Below are 240 nucleotides of genomic sequence, written 5' to 3'. Positions count from 1 at the left end.
GCCGGGCGGGGGGCAGGATCTGTGCGCCCTGAGCACTCCGGTCGCGGGCGGGGTCAACCTGGGCGCCACCTGCTGGCTGCTGGGGCCGATCATCCTGGCGGGGCTGGGGCGCGGCACGCTGAACTTCGTGCCCTGGTCGGTCTATAACTATCTGCCGGACGTCGATGAGGCGGTCACGGGCCAGCGTCGCGAGGGCATCTTCGCCGGCGTAATGACCCTGCTGCGTAAGGTCGCCCAGTC

Annotated in this window: 1 protein-coding gene; it reads left to right on the top strand. The window is 70.4% G+C overall.

Annotation, left to right across the window (positions count from 1 at the left end; genetic code table 11):
* Positions 1 to 240: MFS transporter (locus tag CVH10_RS27115; protein WP_219925098.1), on the top strand; the 240-nt coding region annotated here is incomplete at both ends.

The sequence above is a fragment of the Halomonas sp. ND22Bw genome (assembly GCF_003011945.1).
Taxonomy (GTDB): Bacteria; Pseudomonadota; Gammaproteobacteria; order Pseudomonadales; family Halomonadaceae; genus Halomonas; species Halomonas halophila.
Note: the sequence above shows the minus strand (reverse complement) of the source record. Positions and strands in the feature narration are given on the sequence as shown.